Annotated in this window: 8 protein-coding genes; 3 read left to right on the forward strand and 5 right to left on the reverse strand. The window is 62.9% G+C overall.

Going from position 1 to position 6,300, the window contains the following annotated elements; all coding sequences use genetic code 11:
- Positions 1-101 precede the first annotated feature (101 nt).
- The 3 genes from E3T27_RS12515 to E3T27_RS12525 form a co-directional block, all read right to left on the reverse strand.
- Positions 102-404, reverse strand: coding sequence for a hypothetical protein (locus E3T27_RS12515; RefSeq protein ID WP_104195819.1), 303 nt, complete (start codon positions 402-404; stop codon positions 102-104).
- 31 nt (positions 405-435) lie between these two features.
- Positions 436-738, reverse strand: a complete 303-nt coding sequence (locus E3T27_RS12520; protein ID WP_134554354.1) for a hypothetical protein — start codon at positions 736-738, stop codon at positions 436-438.
- A gap of 74 nt (positions 739-812) precedes the next feature.
- Positions 813-1,694 (reverse strand): helix-turn-helix transcriptional regulator, encoded by an 882-nt coding sequence (locus E3T27_RS12525; protein WP_104195821.1) that lies wholly within the window; start codon positions 1,692-1,694, stop codon positions 813-815.
- A 143-nt stretch (positions 1,695-1,837) separates the two neighbouring features.
- On the opposite strand from E3T27_RS12525, the gene E3T27_RS12530 reads away from it, so the two are divergent.
- Complete coding sequence (locus E3T27_RS12530) at positions 1,838-2,605, forward strand: SDR family oxidoreductase (protein ID WP_104195822.1); 768 nt, start codon at positions 1,838-1,840, stop codon at positions 2,603-2,605.
- 80 nt (positions 2,606-2,685) lie between these two features.
- Here E3T27_RS12530 and E3T27_RS12535 read toward each other — a convergent pair whose 3' ends face one another.
- Complete coding sequence (locus tag E3T27_RS12535; protein ID WP_134573144.1) at positions 2,686-3,081, reverse strand: TM2 domain-containing protein; 396 nt, start codon at positions 3,079-3,081, stop codon at positions 2,686-2,688.
- A 398-nt stretch (positions 3,082-3,479) separates the two neighbouring features.
- Between E3T27_RS12535 and E3T27_RS12540 the strand changes: the two genes are divergently transcribed.
- Entirely contained in the window at positions 3,480-4,724 is a 1,245-nt protein-coding gene (locus tag E3T27_RS12540; protein ID WP_134573146.1) for an IS256 family transposase, read from the forward strand.
- Between the two features lie 42 nt (positions 4,725-4,766).
- On the opposite strand, the gene E3T27_RS17385 is transcribed toward E3T27_RS12540, so the two are convergent.
- Positions 4,767-5,198: a GntR family transcriptional regulator gene (locus tag E3T27_RS17385; RefSeq protein WP_104196155.1), complete on the reverse strand. Its 432-nt coding sequence runs from the start codon at positions 5,196-5,198 to the stop codon at positions 4,767-4,769.
- Between the two features lie 33 nt (positions 5,199-5,231).
- On the opposite strand from E3T27_RS17385, the gene E3T27_RS12550 reads away from it, so the two are divergent.
- Positions 5,232-5,957: a pyridoxamine 5'-phosphate oxidase family protein gene (locus E3T27_RS12550; protein ID WP_198416534.1), complete on the forward strand. Its 726-nt coding sequence runs from the start codon at positions 5,232-5,234 to the stop codon at positions 5,955-5,957.
- Positions 5,958-6,300: the final 343 nt, after the last annotated feature.

Genomic DNA, 6,300 nt, shown 5'->3' on the forward strand with positions numbered 1-6,300 from the left:
GATGTAACGGGGCGTCAGGTTGGTCATGCTCTCACGCTACAACGAATGCCTCCGTGCCAGCCGGTGTGTTCCTGCCTGCCGGTGCGTAGCGCACCGGGTGATTAGATCTGTTCGGCGATTTCCGCGTCGGAACGGGCGTCGACGATGCCCCACATCATGTGGGTGGGGCCGCTGCCGTCGCTGCGCGGCTCGGCCGGGCGAGACGCCCAACGGTTCGCGACCGCCGCGCTGCTCAACGCGGCCAGCGATGAGGCAATGGTGCGGTGCAAAATCTTGCCGGCAATGACCCGCCCGTCTGGAGCCAGCCGCCAGCCGCGCTTATGCGCGATCACCTGGCCGATCTCGTCGTCGCTCAGCCACCGCGAAAAGCTGCGATCCGGGGCGCCAACGTCGGTGAGTTTCATGATGATCGTTCCATGAAGATCACTGTATCGGCTACTCGGCCGAGGCCTGCAGATGATGAATGGCCCACCCGGTGGCGTCGCCGAGGGAGACCAGCAGCGTCTCAGCAGCAGCCCGGGCGTCGCTGTCACTCCGCGGATCGGTGACGTCGATGGCCAACGGGGGCGCTTCGCCGAACTTCGGTACCTCCACCGTGACGCGACCCCCGTCGGGCAACGCGACGAACGGATGCGCCGCGCTACCCTGCACGGGCCGGCCCACAACCTGAGAAATCGCGCTCAGCGCCTCCGGCTTGGTCACGGCCGCCACCACAATGATCGTTGCCTGATAGCGCATGGGTCTCCTCTAATAACGCGTCTGATCAACGCGGTCGAGCCGAATACCCTGACCCTAGCGCTGCTGGTGCCCGGTCACCCGGCAACGGTGGTTTCTGGGCTCCGCGCCGGCCGTGTCTGCTGCACGTTCCAGGCGGCCAGAATGCTCAGCGCATCGGCGGACGGCGAGCCGACCGGGGCGCTGTACACAAACAATTCCTGATCCGGTTCTCCGGCAACGGCAAAGTTCTCGAAGTCCACATCGATGCGCCCGACGACGGGGTGCACCAGCCGTTTGATGCCGAAGGTGCACTCGTAGACCCGATGCTCGGCCCACATCGCTTCAAATTCGGGGCTCTGCTCCATCAGCTCCTTGATCAGCATTGTCATGGCGGGGTCGTGCGGGTGCCTCAACGTGTCCCGTCGGAGGATCGCGGCCACATCCGCTGCGATCAGGTCCCAGTCCTGGTAGTACGACCGTGCAGACGGGTCGAGAAAGGTCCAGTGCGCCAGGCTCCGCCGGTGACCCGTGCGAGCGCCAAAGTCGGCCATCAGCGCCACCGCGAGGGAATTCATGGCCAGAACCTGCATCCCCGGTCCCAGCACGAAGGCGGGGGAGCCGGTGAGGGAATCCATGATGCCCTGCAGCGGCGCGCGCACCGTGCTCGTGCGTCCCCGCACGTCGAGCCGCCCACCCGTCGACGCTGACAACAGCGTGAACAGGTAGGTGCGCTCGGTCTCGTTCATGCGCAGGGCCACGGACAGGGAATTGATCACCGCGTCGGATGCCTGGGTCACGCGGCCCTGTTCCATGCGGGCGTAATAATCCACGCTCACCCCGGCTATTCCGGCAACTTCGTCCCTGCGCAATCCCGGCACCCGCCGCACGGTCCGGTTCAGGGGCAGTCCCACGTCGCCGGGCGCAAGCCGAGCCCGGGCAGAGCGCAGAAAATCAGTGAGGGTGCCAGCGGTGTCCATGACTCCAGTATCGCCCAGGCCGGCTGCACATCAGCCGGGGACAACTTGTCCTAGGAAGACGGGGGCGCGGTTGTGCGGGCATATCCGGGCGCTCCGATGGTTCCCCTAGGTGTGGGCATTCACGTCCGCACGAAAGGAACACCATGACTTTGTCCGCAAACCTCAACGGCCGCGTCGCGGTCATCACCGGCGCGTCGAGCGGAATCGGTGAGGCAACTGCACGTCAGCTCGCTTCCCGCGGCGCATCGGTTGCACTGATCGCGCGTCGCGCTGACAAGCTTGAAGCGCTCGCCGCTGAGATCACCGCCGCCGGCGGAACCGCGCTCGTGATCGTCGCGGACGTGACGGATGCCGACGCCATCAGCCGCGCCGCCGCCACCGTTGAGAAGGAGCTCGGCACCACGAGCATCCTGTTCAACAACGCCGGCATCATGCTCCCCGCCCCCATGCAGGAGCACGCCGTCGATCAGTGGAAGCACCAGATCGACCTCAACGTCACGGCGCTCGTCACCACCATCGGTGCGTTCGTCGACCAGCTCGTTGTCAGTGCCGCGAAGGGCGGCCCCTCGGACCTCATCAACACGAGCTCCATCGCCGGGCAGAACATCTTTCCCAACTTCTCGGTGTACTCCGCCACGAAGGCGTTCGTCACGCACCTGACCACCACACTGCGTGTGGAGCTCGGTGCACAGGGCGTGCGCGTGGGATCGATCGCACCGGGGCTTGTGAAGACCGAACTGGCCGGTCACGTGACCGACGCCGGCGTGTCGGATTGGATTGCCGGTGCTGACGACAGCATCACACTGCTCAACGCTGAAGACATCGCCGAAATCATCACCTTCACGGTGAGCCTCCCCGCACACGTGAATCTGCAGCACATCGCCGTCCTTCCCACCGGACAGCCCTCGTAACGCAGCCGCAGCACCGAAACGCCCCCGACCTCCTGTACCGAGGCCGGGGGCGTTTCGGTGTGATGGGTGAGGTGAGCCGGTCAGCCTCCCACCAGCACGTCAAAGATCGCGCTGAGGCCCGACACGGCGGCCGACACGAGGACCCCCACCACCGTGACCAGCCAGGCCGTTTTTTTGTTCGCGTCGAAACCGGACAGGGGCAGGCCCTGCCTGTCACGCTGTGAACCGGTCAGCACGAGAATCAGATCGATGAGCCACCAGAGGCCGAAGCCTCCCAGAGTGATCAGTTTGAGTGTTCCGGTCTCTGCTTTGCCCAGATAGAACCGGTCCACGGCGAGAAATCCGAGCAACCAGGAGAACAGCCAGGTTGCTACGAAGGAGCGATCCGACACGGGGGCGTAGCCGGAAGATGCGGGGTACGGCGGGTGACTCGCAGACAGATTGCGCGCGGCGCGGTCGGCTTTTCCTGTGCTCATCGGACTTCTCGTCTTCGGGACCACGCCGTTGCCGCCGCCGGTTCGACACAGGCACGTCAACGACGAGCAAAACGTTGCCCCTATTCTGGCCACTCCGCTGGTGCCTGTCGACCCTCAGACTCGGGTTTCATTCACCGCGTGCGCAGCGCAATGAGCGCTCGGCCACGCGCTGAAAAACCGGGGGAACCGGGACATAATGGCTGAATCCAGCAGTCAGCGCACACTCACCGAGGAGAATTTCGATGACCACTCTGAACCCGTATTTGGGCTTTCGCGACGGTCATGTCCCATTGAGTGGTGGAGTTTCCCGGCCTTGAGCGTTGCTTCGCCAACGCGAGGAGCCACCGTGGGATGGTCAGTGAGTACCGACTAAAGCAACTCACGAAGGACACCACACGATGGCTCTAGACCAGTCTGCCCTGCTCAACCTGCTGGGAGAACTCAAACTCACCGATGTCACCGACCGCATCCGCGTCGCGACCGAAACTCTGTACCAAGAACTGATCGATGCGGAAGCGAGCGCATTCATCGGCGCCGCCCCGTTTGAACGCTCCGGCGACCGCACCACTTACCGCAACGGCACCCGATCCCGGACTTTGAGCACCACGGCTGGGGACCTCGATCTGAAGATCCCCAAGCTGCGCGCCGGGTCGTTCTTCCCCGCCCTGCTCGAGCGCCGCCGCCGCGTCGACCAGGCACTGTTCGCCGTTGTGATGGAGGCCTATGTCCACGGTGTCTCAACCCGCAAGGTCGACGACTTGGTCAAGGCGCTCGGCGCTGATACGGGGATCTCCAAATCGGAAGTGTCCCGGATCTGCGCCGGCCTCGACGCGGAAGTGGCCGAGTTCCGCGACCGGACCCTGGCCGCGCAGGACTTCCCCTACGTGTTCCTCGACGCCACATACTGCAAAGCGCGCGTTGGACACCGTATCGTGTCCCAGGCCGTCGTCGTCGCGATCGGCATAGCCGCCGACGGACGCCGGGAAGTACTGGGGTTCGACGTGGGCGACAGCGAGAACGAAGGTTTCTGGACCAGCTTCCTGCGGTCGTTGAAAACTCGAGGTCTGGACGGGGTGAAGCTGGTCATGTCTGACGCCCACACCGGGCTGAAGAAAGCCATCGGGACGGTCTTTCAAGGCGCCGGCTGGCAGAGATGCCGGGTGCACTTCATGCGCAACGTCCTCGCCGTGGTCCCGAAAGGATCCCAAGAGATGGTGGCGTCGATCATCCGCACCATCTTCGCCCAGCCCGACCGTGAGCACATCGAGAAGCAGTTTCGGGAGGTCACCACCATGCTCGGTCGCTCGCACCCGAAGGTCGCCGCGATGCTCACTGATGCCCAACCTGACCTGCTCGCGTTCGCTGCTTTTCCGCGGCGTCACTGGCGACAGATTTGGTCGACCAACCCGTTGGAACGGGTCAACAAAGAGATCAAACGCCGCACTGACGTCGTCGGTGTCTTCCCCAACGCTGCCGCCCTGCTGCGCTTGGCAGGGTCTGTCTTGATCGAGCAACATGACGAATGGGAAGCCGGCGAACGTCGCTACTTCTCCGAAGCCTCGATGCTCGAGCTGACCACCATGAACAACCCCGTCGAGGTCCTCGACGAGGCGGTGATCCTCCCAGAACTCGCTGCCGCTTAAACTAAACCAACTGACCCGCACGGTGTTGAGAAACTCCACCACTCAGCGGGACGTGACCCTCACGGAGCTCGGGTCACGGGAGGTCGCTTGCCTCCACGCGGAGCGCCACGTCGCATCCGCCAGGCCCCGGGTGGATGGGTACCCAGGCCGCAAATCGATGCCTCCCTCCGACATTGTCCATTTAGCGGTGGATCGGTCTTCCTGAGGGTGCGGACTCGATGGGAGGCGGGGAATGTCTTCGACGAACGTCCCGCGACCTGGATAGCTCAGGAGAAAGCCCTCCCCAACGAGTGTGTCGTAGGCAGTCACAACTGTCCCTCGCGCGATCTTCAAGGTGATGGCAAGTTCGCGTGATGACGGGAGAGCATCGCCCGCTCTGAGGAACTGGTCGACAACCGCAGACCGTATCTGACGCGCGAGTTGCTCGGAGAGTGGCGTGTCCGTGCCAGGGCAAAGAGGCTCGAGGAGGATCATGGCTCTATTTTCCTACTGGTCCAGTAGAAACCTATGAAACTGGTCTATTACATGGTCCGCTTCGTCAGTTTTGATGATGGAATGGAAACTAAAGCTGAAGGTGCCCTGCCCTTGACTGAACAGACACAGGTGCGTCGTCTGGCTCACTACCAAACCACTGAACGTTCCGCCTTGTATTCGGTGCTCGACGAGGGCTTGGCCGCGAACGTCGCGATTGTGCGTGATTCTTTGCCAGTAGCACTGCCGGTCGGGTTCGCACGCGACGGCGATTCAATTCTCCTCCACGGGTCGACGGGTAGCGACTTCTTCCGACGACTGGCCGCGGGTGTGCCGCTATGCATCACCGTGACTCATCTCGATGGGCTCGTCTATGCTCGCTCGCTCTTCGATAGCTCAATGCGGTATCGCGCGGCCGTTATTCACGGGGTTGCGACCGCCCTTCCGGACGCCGAGAAAGAAGCCGCACTCGTGATGCTGGCTGAACACCTGATGCCTGGTCGGGCAGGGGAAGTACGGCCAATTCTTCAGCGTGAGCTGGCCGCAACGATGGTCCTTCGGGTGCCGCTCACGACGGCAAGCGTGAAAGACAACAGTTCGTCATTAATTGAGGAGCCAGGAGATGGAGAGGATCGCTCTGTGTGGGCTGGCCTACTCCCTCTACGCATCGTGGCAGGGGAACCAGAACCCTCCGCTGAAACGGCAAATGCCCCAGTCGATTACTCTGTCCTCGCCACTCGCCACCACCTCAACCAACTCTAAAACCCACGATGGTTCGCCACCGTTCAACGGGAAAGTACCCACAACGAAGAGCGATCCAACATTCACGGTGACTCCGAGGGCATCCAAGAGTGACACGAACCGAGCCGGATGCGAATGCCACTGCGGGCGCCAGCACAGGCCCGTAAGCCGAACCTTGAGCGGGGCATCGGAATTATGCCTCAAGGGGATCCGCAATGTTACTTCAGCTTGCCAGCGATAACAGCGAGCTCATCAACGTCACCATCCTGTTTCGTCCACGAAGGAACTAAGCCGTCGTCGTCGGAGCGAGGGACGAGGTGAAAGTGAACGTGAAGTACTGTCTGCCACCCAGCCGATCGGTTGG

The organism is Cryobacterium lyxosi, assembly GCF_004403345.1.
Classification (GTDB): Bacteria; Actinomycetota; Actinomycetes; order Actinomycetales; family Microbacteriaceae; genus Cryobacterium; species Cryobacterium lyxosi.